Origin of the sequence: Alcanivorax sp. DG881, from assembly GCF_000155615.1 — a bacterium.
GTDB lineage: Bacteria > Pseudomonadota > Gammaproteobacteria > Pseudomonadales > Alcanivoracaceae > Alcanivorax.
Map to the genome: position 1 here is coordinate 3,511,857 of NZ_DS989915.1, position 16,268 is coordinate 3,528,124.

The following is a 16,268-nucleotide window of genomic DNA, read 5'->3' on the forward strand; positions in this document are numbered from 1 at the left end:
GTTTTCGCTCCTCCAGATCGCCCCTGTAGAATGCGAGCTCCTCAAGCAGGAGAACGTTGTAATGCCTGAAGCGGATTACCTGGGTGCTGCCCGGCCAGGACTGATGCTGTATCTGCCTCACCAGCCCATGGGGATGGTCCCGGATGTGGGCGCGTTGGTGGCGGCCAACTCCAATCACTGGCGAAAGATCCTGAATCTGCTGGCCAAGGTGGCGTGCCCGGTGGCGGAGGATTGGCGGCGCTACCGGGATCAAGTGCTGTTTCAGGAGACGGCGCTGTGTTTTGCGCCGGTGTTGGCTCAGGGGCCTTGCTGGCACTGGATCGGCGGCAAGGAAAACCTGTTGCGCTTTACCGGCTTGCGGCACTGCGCCCGGCCATTGCACGGCGCTGCGGAGATTGCTGTGGACCCGCAAAGACGCTTGCTGTTAACCCCTTACCCTGACTATCGCCAGCTCAGTAATGCCCGTGTAGAACAGGTGCGCAGGATTCTCCGGGAGCACCATTTCTACCCAGGTGTGGCATGAAGCGGCCTTATTTTCTGGGGTGCCCGCAGTGGCAGCATCCTGCCTGGGATGGACGTCTGCCTGCTGGCAACAGCCCTTTGGAGCGTTATAGCCAGGTGTTCAATGCGGTCGAGGGCAATACGTCTTTTTATGCTACGCCCTCAGCCCGTCAGTGTGAGCAATGGCGCGCCCAGGTACCGGCGGGGTTTCGGTTCCTGTTCAAATTTCCCCGACAGATTACCCATGATGATTTGTTACGGGGCGGCAAGGAGCCGGTACGGGCGTTTGTGGACAGACTGGCTCCGCTGAACGATGTGCTGGGCCCATTCCTGCTGCAGTTGCCTGCGGCCTTTGGTCCATCGAGCCTGGCGGATCTGTGGCGATTTCTGGAGGCGTTGCCGGCATCGCTGGATTGTACGGTGGAGGTGCGACACCGGGACTTTTTCGCCAAGGGCGAAGCGGAAAAGGCACTTAACGGTGGTTTGCGGGAGCGTCAGCTTGCCCGGGTCTGTTTTGACAGTCGGGCATTGTTTGCTGCCTCTGCTGAGGACCCGGCAACACGGGATGCCCAGCGCAAGAAGCCTCGGCTGCCGGTACATGTGTTGCCGGGTGAAGTGGCGCCGGTGATTCGGTACGTGGGCCACCCGGATTTGCAGGCCAACCGGCTCTTTCTCGCGCCCTGGGTTGAACGGGTGGTGTGCTGGATCGAAGCGGGCAAGCAGCCCTATGTGTTTATTCACATGCCGGATAATGGTGATGCGCTGGCTCTGGCTGCGCTATGGCACGAGATGCTGGCGGAACGTTTGCCGTGGCTTGCATCGTTGGCGTTGGGGCAGCAGGTGAGTCAGCCAGGTTTGTTCTGATATGACTCTGAGATGGCTCACTCTGCGACGACAAAGTGGCGAGTGGCGAGCAGCGAGTTTCGAAGTGCAGCACGCGGCAGGGTTGCGTGACTCGGACTACGTTGCTGCTCTGTTAATTCAGCGCGATGAGCGTGCCATCGCGGCGGCGGGAATTTTCCGCCCACACCAGCAGGTCGTAATAGCGACGGATATGGCGCACGTACACCACCGCCTGGCCGCCCCGGGCATTGCCGTAGCGAAGCTGGTCCGCGTAGGCGGATTTGGCCAGCAGCGGCAGGCGCTGTTTCACGTCCTGCCAGCTGTCCGGATCGCCGCCCTGACGCTGGGTCAGCACGCGGGCATCTTCCAGATGACCAAAGCCCACGTTGTAGGCGGCCAGGGCCATCCAGGTGCGGCTGGGTTCGGGAATGCGGTCGGGAATCCGCGCATGGGTGCGGCGCAGGTAGGCGGCGCCAGCACTGATGCTCTGTGACGGATCGGTGCGGTCACTGATGCCCATCTGGCGTGCGGTATCGTTGGTGAGCATCATCAGGCCCTTGACCCCGGTGGGGGAGATGGCCTGGGGATCCCACAGGGACTCCTGGTAGGCCAGGGCAGCCAGCAGGCGCCAGTCAAAGCCGCTGTTGTCTTCGGCTTCCTTGAACAGCCCTTCATACAGCGGCAGGCGGTCGTCCAGGTGGCGCATGAAGCTGCGTGCCGCGTACAGGTTGAACTGTTCCACATGCCCGTAGAAACGGTCTTCCAGCTTGGCCGTGGTGCCGTCCGCCTTGGCCTGGGTCAGGTAGCGCTGCGCTTCCATATACAGGCTTTTGTCATCTTTCGGATTAAAGGCCCAGGCCAGCGGCATGTCGGTGGCGACGGTGTAATCGGCAATCAGGTCAGGCCAGAGCGCACGTTGCAGGGCGTAGCTGTTGGAGTTGATCAGGGTGTAGTCGACCTGGCCGTCTTCCACCAGCGCCAGCAGCTGCTCCGGCGTGGCGTTTTCCACTTCCTGGAAGGTCAGTTCGGGGTTGTCCAGTTGTGCCTTGACCAGCAGCTCGGCGTGACTGGAGCCGGCGCTTACGGCTACTTTCTGGTCGTCCAGCTCGCTCAGGTCGGTAATTCGCGGGCTGCTCAGGCGGCGTACCAGCAGGGTATCGATATTCTGGTAGCGAGTGCTGAAGCGCAGGCTTTCGCTGCGCTCTGCAGTGGCGACCAGGCCGGCGGCGGCAATGTCTGCGGTGCCCTTGCGGATTGCGTAGCGAATGTAGGACAGGTCGTCAGATTCCAGGATACGCAGTTCCACGCCCAGGCTGTCGGCAAAGCCCTTGGCCAGCTCGTACTCCATGCCGGTGAAGCCATGCTGGTCTTCATAGTAGGTGGTGTTGGATGGACGGGTTAGCACCACCAGCTCTCCACGGGCGATAACACGCTCCATGGCGGAGGGGGTGGGACGCATAGCGAGCATTAGCCCCAATACGCTGAACAGCGCCAGTGAGGCGAGCAAATGCTTACTGTGTCGAAAGAAAACCGTCATCCTTGGTGGTACCTCTGTCAGGTTGTCCAGACAGGTCGATACTGCTTACCGCCGACCGGTGGAAGGCCCTATGCCTTCACGATGATGCCTTACTTGTGATCTATATCACGTAATTGCGGCGCAACTCTATCATCGGCAAATGGCTGTTCTGTAAAGCTTTGTCGAACAATTGCTCCTTTTTTGCACAATTTTTAAAAGTCAGGAAAAGAGCATTAATTTGCGTATCAGGCGTCAGTCGTAGGTGATTTGCTACGGCCTGATGCCAGGGTGAGAGAGGGCGGGCAGGCGGGTAGATTGCGGTGTAATTGGGCGGCTTGAGAGGCTGCGAGCGGCGAGCAAATCCCGTATCATTGCCAACCTGAATAAATGCCCTGAACATCTGGCACCCCTCAATCCCCATTGGTAATCATATAAGGCGCACTATGCTGATCCTCTCCGGAAGCCCGGCCCTGTCCGCATTTCGTAAGGAAAAACTGCTTGAGTCCCTGAACGGCGTATCGGCCCTGTCGGCGCGCTATGTGCATTTTGTGGAGCTGTCTGCGCCGCTGAACGCCTCGCAGCAACAGGTGCTGGAAGGCCTGCTCGAGTATGGCCCCAGTGTTGAAGAAGCCCGGGTTGAGGGGCAGCGTTTCGTAGTGGTGCCGCGCCCGGGCACCATTTCGCCTTGGTCATCCAAGGCGACGGATATTTGTCATAACGCCGGCCTCACCCAGGTGGAGCGGATTGAGCGCGGGATTGAATATCGCCTGGACGGAGGCGGTGATCGCGACGCTCTGGCCAGCGCCCTGCACGACCGGATGGTCGAGGTGGTGCTGCCGGAGCTGGATGATGCCGAGGCCTTGTTTACCCATCACCAGCCCCGTGAACTGACCACCGTGGATATTCTCGGCGGTGGCCGTGGGGCGCTGGAAGCGGCCAATGGTGAGCTGGGCCTGGCGTTGGCGGCGGATGAAATTGAATACCTGGTGGAACAGTTCATTGCGTTGGGGCGTAACCCGTCCGATGCGGAACTGATGATGTTTGCCCAGGCCAACTCCGAGCACTGCCGCCACAAGATTTTCAACGCGGACTGGACCATCGATGGCGAAGCGCAGGATCTGAGCCTGTTCGGGATGATCCGCAATACCTACAAGCATGCGCCGGAAGGGGTGCTAAGCGCTTACAGCGATAACTCGTCGGTAGTGGCGGGTCCGGTGGCCGATCGCTTTTTCCCCGCGCCGGGCAGTCAGCAGTATCAGTTCGTGAACGAACCGGTGCATATGCTGATGAAGGTGGAAACCCATAACCACCCCACGGCGATTGCACCGCATCCGGGGGCCGCCACCGGTTCCGGTGGTGAAATCCGTGACGAAGGTGCCACCGGGCGTGGTTCCAAGCCCAAGGCCGGGCTGAACGGTTTTTCCGTATCCAATCTGAACATCCCTGGTTTTGGCCAGCCTTGGGAGCAGCCCTATGGTAAACCCGGGCGTATCGCCTCCGCGCTGGATATCATGATCGAAGGGCCGATTGGCGCTGCCGCCTTCAATAACGAATTTGGTCGCCCCAACCTGTGCGGTTACTTCCGTACCCTGGAAATTAACGCACCGGGTGTGAACGGTGACGAGATGCGCGGTTACCACAAGCCGATCATGATTGCCGGTGGTCTGGGCAACATCCGTGATGGCCATGTGGAGAAGAACCCGATTCCCGCCGGCGCCAAGATTATTGTGCTGGGTGGCCCGGCCATGCTGATCGGGCTGGGCGGCGGGGCGGCCAGTTCCATGGCCTCCGGCCAGTCTGCGGAAGCGCTGGATTTTGCTTCAGTGCAGCGTGAGAACCCGGAGATTGAACGTCGGGTGCAGGAAGTGATCGATCGCTGCTGGGCCCGCGGGGACGATAACCCGATCGTATCGATTCACGATGTGGGCGCCGGCGGTTTGTCCAACGCCTTGCCGGAGCTGGTCCACGATCATGATATGGGCGCCCAGCTGGAGCTGCGCAAAGTGCCCAGTTCCGAGCCCGGCATGAGCCCGGTGGAAATCTGGTGTAATGAAGCCCAGGAACGTTATGTGCTGGCCGTGATGCCAGACGATGTGCCGGACTTCGACGCCATTTGTCAGCGTGAGCGCACCCCCTACGCCGTACTGGGCGAAGCCACCGATGCCGAGCACCTGACCGTGAGCGATGAGCATTTCGGCAAGGCGCCGGTGGATCTGCCCATGGATCTGCTGTTCGGCAAACCGCCGAAAATGCTGCGCAGCTTCGAGCGCGAAGATTTTGTGCGTCAGGCGTTCACCACCGAGGGTATCGACCTGAAAGAAGCCGGTGAGCGGGTGATGCGCCTGCCGTCCGTGGCCTCCAAGAGCTTCCTGATTACCATTGGTGACCGCTCCATTACCGGGCTGGTGCACCGGGACCAGATGGTTGGCCCCTGGCAGGTGCCGGTGGCCGATTGCGCGGTGACCGCTACCGGCTTTAACCCCAACGCAGAAAACAAAACCACCGGCGAAGCCATGGCCATGGGGGAGCGTACCCCGGTGGCACTGGTGGACGCAGCGGCGTCCGGGCGGATGGCGGTGGCTGAATCAATCACCAATATTGCCGGCGCCCATCTGGGTGATCTGGGCCAGATCAGCATGTCGGCCAACTGGATGGCTGCGGCGGGTCACCCGGGTGAAGACCAGGCTCTGTTCGATGCGGTGAAAGCGGTGGGCATGGACCTGTGTCCGAAGCTGGGTATCGCCATTCCGGTGGGCAAGGATTCGTTGTCCATGCGTACGGTCTGGAACGACAAGGGTATCGATAAAAGCGTCACCGCCCCCATGTCGCTGGTGATTTCTGCCTTCTCTACGGTGACCGACATCGACCTGACGGTGACCCCGGAGCTGAAAACCGGTGTGGACAGCGAACTGCTGCTGCTGGACCTGGGCCGTGGTCAGAACCGCATGGCCGGCTCCGCCCTGGCGCAGGTGTACGGCAAGGTCGGTGATATCGCACCGGACCTGGACGATGCCAAAGACCTGATCGCTTTCTTCGAGGTGACCCAGCAGTTGCTGGCCGAACGCAAACTGTTGGCGTACCACGACCGCTCCGACGGCGGTCTGTTCACCAGCCTGGTGGAAATGGCCTTTGCTGCCCGTACGGGGCTGGATATTTCCCTGGATCACTTGGCCGGCGATACCCCGGAAGCCATCGCGGCGTTGTTTACCGAAGAGCTGGGCGCGGTGTTGCAGGTGGAAAAATCCCAGGCGGAAGAAGTGGTTGCTCGTTATGCCGAAGCGGGTCTCGGGCAGTGCGTTCACCGTTTGGGGCAACCGGATGGTGACGATGTGATTCGCCTGCGTTTGGGGGGCGGTATTCTGCTGGAAACCCCGCGCCGTGAATTGCAGCGTATCTGGGCGGAAACCAGTTATCAGGTGCAGTCCCTGCGGGATAACCCGGATTGTGCCCGTCAGGAATTCGATGCGATTCCGCACAGCAATGGCCCGGGCCTGAATGTGCGTTTGACCTTTGATATGACGGAAAATCCGGCAGCGCCGTTCATCAATACTGGCAGCAAACCGCAAATGGCCATCCTGCGCGAGCAGGGCGTTAATGGTCAGACAGAAATGGCGGCGGCGTTTGATCGCGTCGGCTTCTCCGCCGTTGATGTGCACATGAGTGATTTGCTCGAAGGCCGTGTGAAGCTGGATGACTTCAAGGGGCTGGTTGCCTGTGGCGGTTTCTCCTACGGGGACGTGCTGGGTGCCGGCGGTGGCTGGGCCAAGACCGTGCTCTATAACGACGCAATGCGCGAAGCGTTTAACCGTTTCTTCTTCCGTGAAGACACCTTTGCGCTGGGGGTCTGTAACGGCTGCCAGATGCTGTCGCATTTGAAAGACCTGATTCCCGGTGCGGAACACTGGCCGCGTTTTGTGCGTAACCTGTCTGAGCAGTTTGAGGCGCGTACTTCCCTGGTGGAAGTGCAGGATTCCCCGTCCATCTTGTTGAAAGACATGGCTGGCACGCGCATCCCGATTGCCGTGGCTCACGGGGAAGGCCGAGTGGAGCTGGCGGATGACGCCCTGAACCGCAATATCGAGCAGCGCCTGGTAAGCCTGCGTTATGTGGACGGCCTGGGTAACCCGGCCGAACAATACCCGGCCAACCCCAATGGTTCTCCACAGGGCGTCACCGGGTTCACCACCACTGACGGGCGTGTCACCATCATGATGCCGCACCCGGAGCGGGTGTTCCGGGTGTTGCAGAACAGCTGGATTCCGGACGACTGGCGTGGCCACGAGAATGGCCCCTGGTTGCGGATGTTTGCCAACGCCCGCAAGTGGGTGGGGTGAACAGCAATTAATAATGAATAACTCATAATTAATAACGAAACATAAAGGCGGAAATGGGGTGGCCATTTCCGCCTTTTTTATGTCCTTTTATGAGCTTGAGCTACAGAGTCTCTCCCCTCAAAATCAAACGATTGTTTGAATCCTTTCGTTATTAATTATTCATTGGTGATCTGTGTCTGAAAAAACCTTCGGGCCTTTTGAGTTGCAAAAGGCCTATAAAACCGAGCCTGTGCCCAGTGATTTTGCACAGCGCCGCCGTATCAGTGCGGCCATGCAATTACTGGCCGAGCGGTTGATTCGTGCAGAAGCGGATGAAGCAACCCTCGCCGGTTGGGCAGCGCAACTGGAAGCCATGGTGGAGACAGTGGGCATACCGGAACGTCGTGATACCCGTGAAGCGAATCGAAAACTGTTTACCGGCAAGGCCACCGCGGACGATATCTATCACATGATGGACTACGACCCGGTGGGCGGCCCGTCCAACCCGATCGCTCCTCAGGTGCAGTGGCTGCATGAAGATCAGGATGGTATCCGTGGAGAAGTCAGCCTGGGGCTTCAGTATCAGGGGCCGCCGGGACGGGTGCACGGCGGGGTGATCGCCTGGCTGCTGGATGCGGGGCTCTCCCGTGCGCTGCATGCCGCGTTTCGTTTGGGCGTCACCGGTACGCTGAATATTCGTTATTTGGCCGCGACACCGATAGAAGCGCCGATTGAATGTCGGGCGCATATTACCGGCCAGGAAGGGCGGAAAATTTTTGTAGAGGGCGGCATCTGGCACGGGGACACCCAGACCGTCAGCGCAGAAGGTGTCTGGCTGACACCCAAGAGTCTGGGGTAATCGATGACGGAAACCACCTACCATTTTCGCGATATTCGTGTGGCGGAAACGCCGGAACCTTCAACCCGGGCACAGTTGCATCGTCAGCTGGGCAAAGAGTTGGCTGGCCTTACCGAACAGGTGCTGAGGCTGGATGCGTCGCAGGATAAATTGCAGGACTATATCGCCCAGGTGCAGCAGTTGCGTCAGGCATTGCAGCAGGAAGGGCAGCGCGATTACAGCGAGATTTTGCAGCGACTGCTGGCCGGGCAGGGCAGTGGTGATGACGTGACCGACCTGGTGGACTTTGAAATTCTTACCGGTAAAGCCTCGCCTCTTTCGCCGCCACTGGAATTGTGGATCGATGGTGACCGTATTCGTGGCCGGGCCACGTTTGGCTCGGTGTTTCAGGGGCCGCCCGGGCGGGTGCACGGTGGCGTGCTGGCCCTGGCATTGGATATGCTGATGGCCAAGACGCAGGATTATGTCCGCCAGATCGGTATGACTGGCACTTTGAATATCCGCTATCTGGCGGCCACGCCGTTGAACACGCCGGTGGATTTCGAAGCCCGGCTGGTTTCGCTGGAGCGCCGCAAATTACGCTGTGAAGGCAGTGTCTGGGTGAACGGTGAGCAAACGGTTTCGGCAGAAGGGATCTGGATTTCGGCCCATGGTGAGTATGCGTTGAAACCGGAATTCGCGTCTGCGCTACCGTCGGATACCGGGGTAGCGTCGTAACGTTCAACGCACCGGGAGGCAAGAATGACAGAAGCCAGTGATCAACATTACAAGTTGTGCTTTTACGTGCCCGTGAGCCATGTGGAACAGGTGAAAACGGCTATTTTCGAGGCCGGCGCCGGGCAACTGGGCGATTATGATCATTGCAGCTTTCAGACGCTGGGCCAAGGGCAGTTCCGGCCCCTGTCAGGGAGCCAGCCCTTTCTCGGTCAGCATGACCAGGTGGAAGTGGTGGAAGAGTACCGGGTGGAGACGCTTTGCCTGGGCGCGTGCCTGCAAGCGGTGATCAGTGCGTTACGTCTGTCGCACCCCTATGAAGAACCTGCCATCGATTTGTGGAAGCTGGAGCCGCTGCCGGGTACGCACTGAGAGTCGCTGCCGGGCTTCGCTTATTCGTCTTTCGGGCGACGCTTGAGCGGCTGGATGTCCTGGGTGCGCACGGGAAAATCGTTGCGGGCAAGGTCATCAATATAAAATCGCAGCGTGCGCCCGATGGTGGGGAAGGCCAGCTCATCCCAGGGGATGTCATCCAGAGCAAACAGGCCTGCGTCACTGCTCTCTTCGCCGACGCCGTATTTGCCGTCTTCCACGTCCCCCAGAAAGAAGACGTATACCTGATTAATGTGGGGCAGGTTGAAAACCGTATACAGGTCGCCGATGGCCACTGTGGCGCAGGCTTCTTCCCATGTCTCTCTGGCGGCCCCTTCCTGCAGGGTTTCGCCGTTTTCCATGTAGCCTGCGGGTAGCGTCCAATAGCCTTTGCGCGGTTCGATGGCGCGCTTGCAGAGCAGCACTTTTCCTTCCCATATTGGCACGGCGCCCACCACGATCTTGGGATTCTGGTAATGGATCGTCTCGCAATCCTGGCACCAGTAACGGGGGCGATTATCTCCTTCCGGAATACTGAATTGCAGGTTGGGATTGCCGCAATGGCTGCAGAATTTCATGGAAAACTCGCTGCGGCGGATATCAGTCATATCCGCAAATGATTTGGTGTGCCTTACTCTCATTCCGTCAGGTGCCGGTTTTTGGGAGAGCAGGGGGACAGTCGATAATGGTCAATAGACTAACTATCTCGGCTGCCAGAAGCTAGCGAGCCCGGGAGCTGACAGGGCGTTGTGTCGAGCGTTTATGTGATGGCTCAAGCGGTCAGCGTGGTTGGTGTGTCGGGTCTCAGTATGAGGTTGGGTGAATGGCCGGCGGGTGTGAGCGATAACAAGGCTTGCCCAGGGGGGCCGGGCTGTTCAAACTACCGTTTGAATTTCAGAATTGGAGAAGGGTGTGCTTGAGCAGCTCAGGCAGCGTTTGCCTGATTACAGACGCACAGAATTGCCCCTGGCGTTGCCCGAGGCCGCCGTTCTGATGCCGTTGGTCGATGTGCCGGAGCCCCGGGTCATCCTGACGGTGCGTTCCAATTCCATGCCGACCCATGCCGGTGAGGTGGCCTTCCCGGGTGGAAAGCGGGATCCGGGCGATAAAAACCTGCTGATGACAGCCTTGCGTGAAAGTCAGGAAGAGGTGGGATTGTCGCCGGATTACGTGGATGTATTGGGGCAGTTGTCTCCGCTGGCTTCCCGGTATGGTATGAAGGTAACGCCTTTTGTGGGCATCGTTCGCCCGGAGGCACAGCTGCAAGCCGAGCCTGGCGAAATCGATACCATCTTCCAGGTGCCCCTGCAGTTCTTTCTGGATGAGGTTCCGGAGCTGTCCAGCCCCATTGATGTGTTTGGTCGCCAGTTCCGTATTCCCAGCTATTACTATGAAGACAAACGCATTTGGGGCCTGACGGCCTTCATGATTCTGGATTTGATCAACCACGTCTATGATGCGGGCATTGAGTTTGAGGTGAAGGGCTAGCCTTCAGCCGGTCACGCTCTGCCTGGCAAGAGAAAACAAAGGGGAGTCGAATGATTTACAAGATTGGTGAGCGCCGCCTGGAGCAGCGTGGTAGTGGCCACTGGATTGCAGACAATGCCACCGTCATTGGTTCGGTGATCATGGAAGCCAACAGCAGCATCTGGTTCAACGCGGTATTGCGGGCCGACAACGATGTGATCGAAATCGGCGAAAACACCAATATTCAGGACGGTGCTGTGCTGCATGTGGATCCGGGCGTACCCATGAAACTGGGCCGCGACGTGACCGTGGGCCACAAGGTTATGCTGCATGGCTGCACCGTGGGCGATAACAGCCTTATCGGTATCAATGCGGTGGTGCTCAATAAAGCCGTGATTGGCAATAACTGCATTATCGGTGCCAATTCGCTGGTGCCGGAAGGAATGAAAATTCCAGACAACTCCCTGGTGATGGGATCGCCGGCCAAGGTGGTGAAGGAAATTGGTGAAGGGCACAAGGCCATGCTGACCATGGGCAGCATGCATTACGTGGCCCATGCCAAAGAATTCGATCAACACCTGGAGGTGGACGAACGGTTCCATGACTGACAGGCAACTGGTGTCGCCGTGTGTATCGATCTGCGCACTGGATGAAGAGGATATCTGTGTGGGCTGCTTCCGTACCGGCGGGGAAATTTCCATCTGGGGCTTGCTCTCGGATGATGAAAAGCGAGAGGTGTTTCGCCGTATTGATCAGCGAATGAACGGCGAGCCGGCCCCCTGTGTGGTGCGCAAGGAGAAAAAGCCATGACAACACAGATTGGTAGCCAGGAGCCGGTGCGTCCCGTTGTCGGGTTGGCCTTAGGCAGTGGTTCCGCCCGCGGCTGGGCGCATATCGGGATCATCCAGGCGCTGGAAGAAATCGGTGTGCAGCCACAGGTAGTGGCCGGAACATCCATTGGCGCATTGGTAGGGGGCGCCTATGTGACCGGCACGCTCAATGCCTTTGCCGACTGGGTGGAATCCCTGACGGTCAAGGATGTGTTTGGTCTGCTGGATATCAGCTTTTCCGGCGGCATGGTGAAAGGGGAAAAGCTGTTCAGCTTTTTTCAGGAGCACCATGAAAACCCGGAAATCGAGACCCTGGACAAGAAGCTGGTCACGGTGGCCACAGACATGAAAAGTGGCCGCGAAGTCTGGATTACCAAAGGGCGGATGCTGGATGCCGCGCGGGCATCCTGTGCCTTGCCGGGGCTGTTTTCTCCAGTGAAGATGCAGGGGCGCTGGATGCTCGATGGTGGCCTGGTGAATCCGGTTCCTGTTTCTGCCGCTCGCGCCATGGGCGCAGATGTGGTGATCGCGGTGAATCTCAATGCCCAGTTGGTTGGCGCCCACCTGTCCCGGGACACCCGCAGCCAGGCAGAGGGAGAAGAAGGCACCGCTGAAGAGCGCAGTATCTGGCAGAAAATGATGGATTACTTCGCTTCAGGAGACGGTCAGGATCCGGGCTTTTTCGATGTGGTGGCGTCCAGCATCAATATCATGCAGGACCGCATTACCCGCTCGCGTATGGCTGGCGATCCGCCTGAAGTGACGCTGGTGCCAATGCTGGAAGACTTCGCGCTGATGGATTTTCACCGTGCCAAGGAAGCCATCGCCGAAGGGCGTGCGTTGGTGAAACGCTACGAGGCCGATATTCTCGCCTGGGTTGGGTCGCCGATCGCGGATCGGGTTTGAAAACAGCTGATAGTGGGCAGCTGACAGCGTCTCGATAAGCTGTGGTTTGGATTGAAAGGAAAGAGGCCGCCTCCATGCTTTGGAAGCGGCCTCTTTCGTTTGGATTTTAAGATAACCTGGGATGCGTCGCTGTCAGCTGTCCACTATCAACTATCAACTTGCTCTGCTTTCCTGGCTCTCACCGCCTTCACCATATTGTCTTTCACCTGCAGAATTTCGATCAGGTATTGGTCGATTTTCACCGAAATGTTGGCGTCGGGGATATCCTGAAGGTATTCCAGAATTAGGCCGTTCAGGGTTTTCGGGCCATCGGTGGGCAGCTCCCAGTGCAGCGCGCGGTTGATGTCGCGCAAGGTGGAGGAGCCGTCGATCACGAAGCTGCCATCGTCCTGGGGGTGGATGTCCTGGCTGGTGGCGGCCAGATCGGTGGTGAACTCGCCGACAATCTCTTCGAGAATATCCTCCAGGGTGACAAGGCCCTGCACGTCGCCATACTCATCCACGACAATGCCGATGCGGCGTTTGGCATTCTGGAAGTTGATCAGCTGCTGGTGCAGGGAGGTGGCTTCCGGTACGAAGTAGGGCTCCACCGTGTACTGCATCAGCTCAGCCTTGTTGATGTCTTCCTTGAGCAGCAAGCGGCTGAGTTTGCGCAGGTGCAGCAGGCCGATCATGTTGTTGGGATCGCCATTGAAGACCGGCAGCCGGGTATGTTGGCTGGCGCGCAAGGTGGTAAGGATTTCGTGCATGTCGTCATCCAGATCAATGCCGACCATCTCGTTACGCGGGACCATGATGTCCTCCACGGTCACGGTTTCCAGATCGAGGATGTTAAGCAGCATTTTCTGGTGATTTTCGGGAATCAGTCCGCCGGCTTCATTCACCACAGTGCGAAGCTCTTCCGGGCTCAGGTGATCGTCGTCCTGTTCATTGGGGCGAATGCCACCCAGACGCAGCAGCATGCTGCTGACGCCGTTAACCATCCACACCAGTGGCGCCAACAATACCTGCAACGGCTTGAGCACCAGGCTGGCGGGAAACGCGACTCGCTCCGGGCGCATGGCGGCGTATGTCTTTGGCGTGATTTCCGCGAAGACCAGCATGATGATGGTGATGACCACCGGGGCCACGGCGGCACCGCTGTCGCCCAGCCAGCGAATCGCCAGAATCGCAGCCACGGTGGCAGCAAAATTATTGACGAAGTTGTTGCCGATGAGGATCACGGAGAGCAGCCGGTCCGTGCGTTTGAGCAGGGCTTCAACCCGGCTGGCCGCTTTTTGTCCCTGACGGGCAAGATGTCGAAGGCGGTAGCGGTTAATAGCCACCATGCCGGTTTCACTGCTGGAGAAGAAGGCAGAGGCCAGAATCAGAATAATCAGGGCGCCAATCAGCCACCCGTCAGAGTAGGTATCCAAAGGAAATATCGTTTATCCGCCAGTCGGCCCGCTATTGTTCGGGCCGGGGGGTTAGGGTGTCAAGGAGAGCAGGAGCGAGTTGAAAGTTAAAAGTTGAAACGCGGGCCCAGGGTTGGGGGGGCACTCAAAGGCTGGAGGCCGCGTTTGGGCTCTTTTAACGTTAAGCGCGTTAGCGTTTCAAGATGAATTCCAGAACCAGTTGGCTGCCGAAGAAGGCCACCAGCAAGACTGCAAAACCGCTGAGCGTAAAGCGAATGGCGGTACGCCCTCGCCAGCCACGGACATAGCGTCCCGCCAGCAGGATGGCGAACACCACCCAGGACACCAGGGTCAGCACGGTTTTGTGCATCAGGTGTTGGGCAAACAGATTGTCCACGTAGAGGAAGCCGCTGAAGATGGCAACGGTGAGCAGGATTTCGCCCAGCCAGATTGCCTCGAACAGCATGGATTCCATCACCTGGATCGGCGGGAAAAGCCGCATGACGCCACGGATATGGCCGCTCTTGAGTTGACGGTCCTGAATCCAGAGCAGAATCGCCTGACAGGCGGCCAGGGCCAACACGGCGTAGGCAACGATGGAAAACAGGACATGTACGCCCAGGCCGTGGGCCAGCGGGTGGGCGGTGTAACCGGTGCTGACCCACAGCATGGCGGGAATGGTGCACGCGGCAAAGGGATAGACGAGCGCTGAAATCCACTCGAACGGGCGATACAGGCTGGACACGACGACCACGGCGGCCCCGGTCATGGCCACGGCGGAGGCGACGGGGAACAGCCCCAGTTGCAGTCCGCTGGTGGTGATCATCACCTGCCACAGGCTGGCGGCATGGGCGATAACGGCCAGGGTGCCGGGGATCAGAATGCTGGCCCGGGACGGGACTGTCTGGCCGCGAAATTGCCGATAGAGGATCAGGCAGGCGGCGAGATACAAAACAAACGCCGCGAAGCCGTTGATCACGGAAAAGTTCATAAGTCGTTGTTATCCGAAGTAGGCGCCCAGCATAAAATGGCGGGCCAAGCCCGCTGAAGTCTGGCATAGCCGCCAGTTATCTATCAACAATCATTCTCATTTTGTGCCGTGAAAGGGAAGACTGCGGCCGGGGCCCATGACGTTGGTGCCCAAGGAGGGCTATAATCGCGCCCCTGTCACTGCGGCAGGCACGCCCGGCCGCAGACATGGTGCATTTGGAGGTAGACCCATGTTCGAGAATCTCACCGATCGGTTGGGATCGTCGCTTAAAAGCCTGGCAGGTCAGGGTTCCCTGACCGAAGACAATATCCGCGACACCCTGCGCGAAGTGCGCAAGGCACTGCTGGAGGCCGATGTGGCCTTGCCGGTGGTGAAAGAGTTTGTCGAGCAGGTAAAGGAAAAGGCCCTGGGGCAGGAAGTGCTGCAGAGCCTGAACCCGGGCCAGGCGTTTGTGAAGATCGTCAACGACGAGCTGGTTCACACCATGGGCGATGCCAACGACGCCCTGGATCTGGCCACCAAGCCGCCGGCCATTATTCTGATGGCGGGCCTGCAGGGTGCCGGTAAAACCACCTCTGTGGCCAAGCTTGCGCGTTTCCTGCAGGAGCGTGAGAAGAAGAAAGTCATGGTGGTGTCCGCTGACGTCTACCGCCCGGCGGCTATCGAGCAGCTGAAAACCCTGGCGGGGGAAGTGGAGACCAACTTCTTCCCGTCCACCGGCGACCAGGACCCGGTGGATATTGCCAATGCGGCGCTGGAAGAAGCCCGCCGTCGTTATATGGACGTGCTGATCGTCGATACCGCAGGCCGTCTGCATGTCGACGAAGACATGATGAGCGAGATCAAGCGCCTGCACGGGGCCATCAGCCCGGTGGAAACCCTGTTCGTGGTGGACGCCATGACCGGTCAGGATGCGGCCAACACCGCCCAGGCCTTTAATGAAGCGCTGCCGCTCACCGGTGTGATCCTCACCAAGGCCGACGGTGATTCCCGCGGTGGTGCGGCGCTGTCTGTGCGTCAGCTCACCGGCAAGCCGATCAAGTTCATCGGTATGGGCGAGAAGACCGACGCCCTGGAGCCGTTCCACCCGGATCGTATCGCCAGCCGGATTCTCGGCATGGGCGACGTGCTCTCCCTGGTGGAAGAAGCCGAGCGCAAGCTGGACAAGAAGAAAGCCGAAAAAATCGCCAAGAAGTTCAAGAAAGGCAAGGCGATGGACTTCGAGGATCTCAAGGACCAGTTCCAGCAGATGCGTAATATGGGCGGCATGGCCGGCCTGCTCGACAAGTTGCCGGGCATGGGCGGGATGATGGAAGCGGCCCAGGATCCGGCCGCCATGAAACAGATGAAGCACATGGAAGCCCTGATTGATTCCATGACCCCCAAAGAGCGCCGTAACCCGGATCTGCTTAAGGGCTCCCGGAAGAAACGCATTGTCGCCGGTGCCGGCCTGGAGATTCAGGACCTGAACCGCCTCATCAAGCAGCAGAAGATGATGGCCAAGATGATGAAGAAGATGCGCACCAAGGGTGGCATGAAGAACATGATGCGAGGCATGGAAG

General features: G+C 58.9%; 16 protein-coding genes. 11 read left to right on the plus strand and 5 right to left on the minus strand.

Annotated features, from left to right (window positions below; genetic code table 11):
• The first annotated feature begins 61 nt into the window (after positions 1-61).
• Together ADG881_RS15865 and ADG881_RS15870 are read left to right on the plus strand one after the other, a co-directional pair.
• Positions 62-523 (plus strand): hypothetical protein, encoded by a 462-nt coding sequence (locus ADG881_RS15865; RefSeq protein ID WP_007151455.1) that lies wholly within the window; start codon positions 62-64, stop codon positions 521-523.
• Positions 520-1,365 carry a DUF72 domain-containing protein gene (locus ADG881_RS15870; protein ID WP_007149604.1) on the plus strand — a complete coding sequence of 282 codons (846 nt, stop codon included), beginning with the start codon at positions 520-522 and terminating at the stop codon, positions 1,363-1,365. Before ADG881_RS15865 ends, ADG881_RS15870 begins: the two co-directional genes overlap by 4 nt.
• 112 nt (positions 1,366-1,477) lie before the next feature.
• On the opposite strand, the gene mltF is transcribed toward ADG881_RS15870, so the two are convergent.
• Positions 1,478-2,881 carry a membrane-bound lytic murein transglycosylase MltF gene (mltF, locus tag ADG881_RS15875; RefSeq protein ID WP_007148778.1) on the minus strand — a complete coding sequence of 468 codons (1,404 nt, stop codon included), beginning with the start codon at positions 2,879-2,881 and terminating at the stop codon, positions 1,478-1,480.
• 100 nt (positions 2,882-2,981) lie between these two features.
• On the minus strand, positions 2,982-3,260 hold the full coding sequence (locus ADG881_RS17700) for a hypothetical protein (RefSeq protein WP_198005017.1): 279 nt from the start codon (positions 3,258-3,260) through the stop codon (positions 2,982-2,984).
• Between the two features lie 43 nt (positions 3,261-3,303).
• Here ADG881_RS17700 and purL point away from each other — a divergent pair, with 43 nt between their 5' ends.
• The 4 genes from purL (at position 3,304) to ADG881_RS15900 (ending at position 9,118) form a co-directional block, all read left to right on the plus strand.
• Positions 3,304-7,194 (plus strand): phosphoribosylformylglycinamidine synthase, encoded by a 3,891-nt coding sequence (gene purL, locus ADG881_RS15885; protein WP_007149020.1) that lies wholly within the window; start codon positions 3,304-3,306, stop codon positions 7,192-7,194.
• Between the two features lie 172 nt (positions 7,195-7,366).
• Positions 7,367-8,032, plus strand: coding sequence for a PaaI family thioesterase (locus ADG881_RS15890; RefSeq protein ID WP_007149182.1), 666 nt, complete (start codon positions 7,367-7,369; stop codon positions 8,030-8,032).
• Between the two features lie 3 nt (positions 8,033-8,035).
• A complete protein-coding gene (locus ADG881_RS15895; RefSeq protein ID WP_007150171.1) occupies positions 8,036-8,749 on the plus strand; it encodes a PaaI family thioesterase in 714 nt (237 codons plus the stop codon).
• 24 nt (positions 8,750-8,773) lie between these two features.
• Positions 8,774-9,118, plus strand: coding sequence for a hypothetical protein (locus ADG881_RS15900; protein ID WP_007150677.1), 345 nt, complete (start codon positions 8,774-8,776; stop codon positions 9,116-9,118).
• Positions 9,119-9,138: 20 nt separating this feature from the next.
• Here ADG881_RS15900 and ADG881_RS15905 read toward each other — a convergent pair whose 3' ends face one another.
• Positions 9,139-9,696, minus strand: a complete 558-nt coding sequence (locus ADG881_RS15905) for an NUDIX hydrolase (RefSeq protein WP_039927549.1) — start codon at positions 9,694-9,696, stop codon at positions 9,139-9,141.
• A gap of 334 nt (positions 9,697-10,030) precedes the next feature.
• Between ADG881_RS15905 and ADG881_RS15910 the strand changes: the two genes are divergently transcribed.
• Genes ADG881_RS15910 through rssA form a run of 4 tightly spaced genes read left to right on the plus strand, consistent with a single transcriptional unit; the run spans position 10,031 to position 12,321 of the window.
• Entirely contained in the window at positions 10,031-10,606 is a 576-nt protein-coding gene (locus ADG881_RS15910; RefSeq protein WP_039926967.1) for a CoA pyrophosphatase, read from the plus strand.
• 50 nt (positions 10,607-10,656) lie between these two features.
• Entirely contained in the window at positions 10,657-11,193 is a 537-nt protein-coding gene (locus tag ADG881_RS15915; RefSeq protein ID WP_007149553.1) for a gamma carbonic anhydrase family protein, read from the plus strand.
• The gene (locus tag ADG881_RS15920) at positions 11,186-11,395 is read left to right on the plus strand and encodes a DUF1289 domain-containing protein (RefSeq protein WP_007151189.1); all 210 of its coding nucleotides are present in this window, start codon (positions 11,186-11,188) and stop codon (positions 11,393-11,395) included. Before ADG881_RS15915 ends, ADG881_RS15920 begins: the two co-directional genes overlap by 8 nt.
• Positions 11,392-12,321, plus strand: a complete 930-nt coding sequence (rssA, locus tag ADG881_RS15925; protein WP_007148443.1) for a patatin-like phospholipase RssA — start codon at positions 11,392-11,394, stop codon at positions 12,319-12,321. Before ADG881_RS15920 ends, rssA begins: the two co-directional genes overlap by 4 nt.
• 146 nt (positions 12,322-12,467) lie before the next feature.
• On the opposite strand, the gene ADG881_RS15930 is transcribed toward rssA, so the two are convergent.
• Positions 12,468-13,736, minus strand: coding sequence for an HlyC/CorC family transporter (locus tag ADG881_RS15930; RefSeq protein ID WP_007148558.1), 1,269 nt, complete (start codon positions 13,734-13,736; stop codon positions 12,468-12,470).
• Between the two features lie 169 nt (positions 13,737-13,905).
• On the minus strand, positions 13,906-14,706 hold the full coding sequence (locus ADG881_RS15935; RefSeq protein ID WP_007149614.1) for an inner membrane protein YpjD: 801 nt from the start codon (positions 14,704-14,706) through the stop codon (positions 13,906-13,908).
• Between the two features lie 229 nt (positions 14,707-14,935).
• Between ADG881_RS15935 and ffh the strand changes: the two genes are divergently transcribed.
• On the plus strand, positions 14,936-16,268 hold a 1,333-nt coding region (gene ffh / locus ADG881_RS15940; RefSeq protein ID WP_039926968.1), incomplete at its 3' end, for a signal recognition particle protein.